Consider the following 384-nt stretch of genomic DNA (forward strand, 5'->3'; position numbering starts at 1 on the left):
GAAGATGCGCAGGCCGTACCAGCCCACCGCCAGCATCAGCAGACTGGCGACGATCATTCCCGAGAAGATGGTGAACAGCATCTCCGGGTGGTCGCGCAGCATCAGCGGGCCGACCTGGATGCCGTGGATCATGAAGGCGCCCACCAGCAGGGCGGCTGACACGCTACCCGGGATGCCGAGGCCGAAGAGCGGGATATAGCTGGCCGGAATCACCGCATTATCGGCGGACTCGGCGGCGGCGATGCCGTTGGGATTGCCCTTGCCGAAGCTGTCGGGATCCTTGGCCTGGCGCTTGGCGAAGCCGTAGGCCATGAACGCGCCCACCGACGGGCCGAGGCCGGGCAGGGCGCCGACGAAGGCGCCGATGCCGGTGCTCTTGAAGAT

Annotated in this window: 1 protein-coding gene; it reads right to left on the reverse strand. The window is 66.9% G+C overall.

What is annotated here, in order from left to right; all coding sequences use genetic code 11:
* Positions 1 to 384, reverse strand: a 384-nt coding sequence (locus tag IEI94_RS22740; RefSeq protein ID WP_224750225.1) for a tripartite tricarboxylate transporter permease, incomplete at both ends; no start/stop codon positions are given.

It is taken from the genome of Halomonas sp. ML-15 (assembly GCF_014779595.1).
In the GTDB taxonomy this organism is placed as follows: Bacteria; Pseudomonadota; Gammaproteobacteria; order Pseudomonadales; family Halomonadaceae; genus Franzmannia.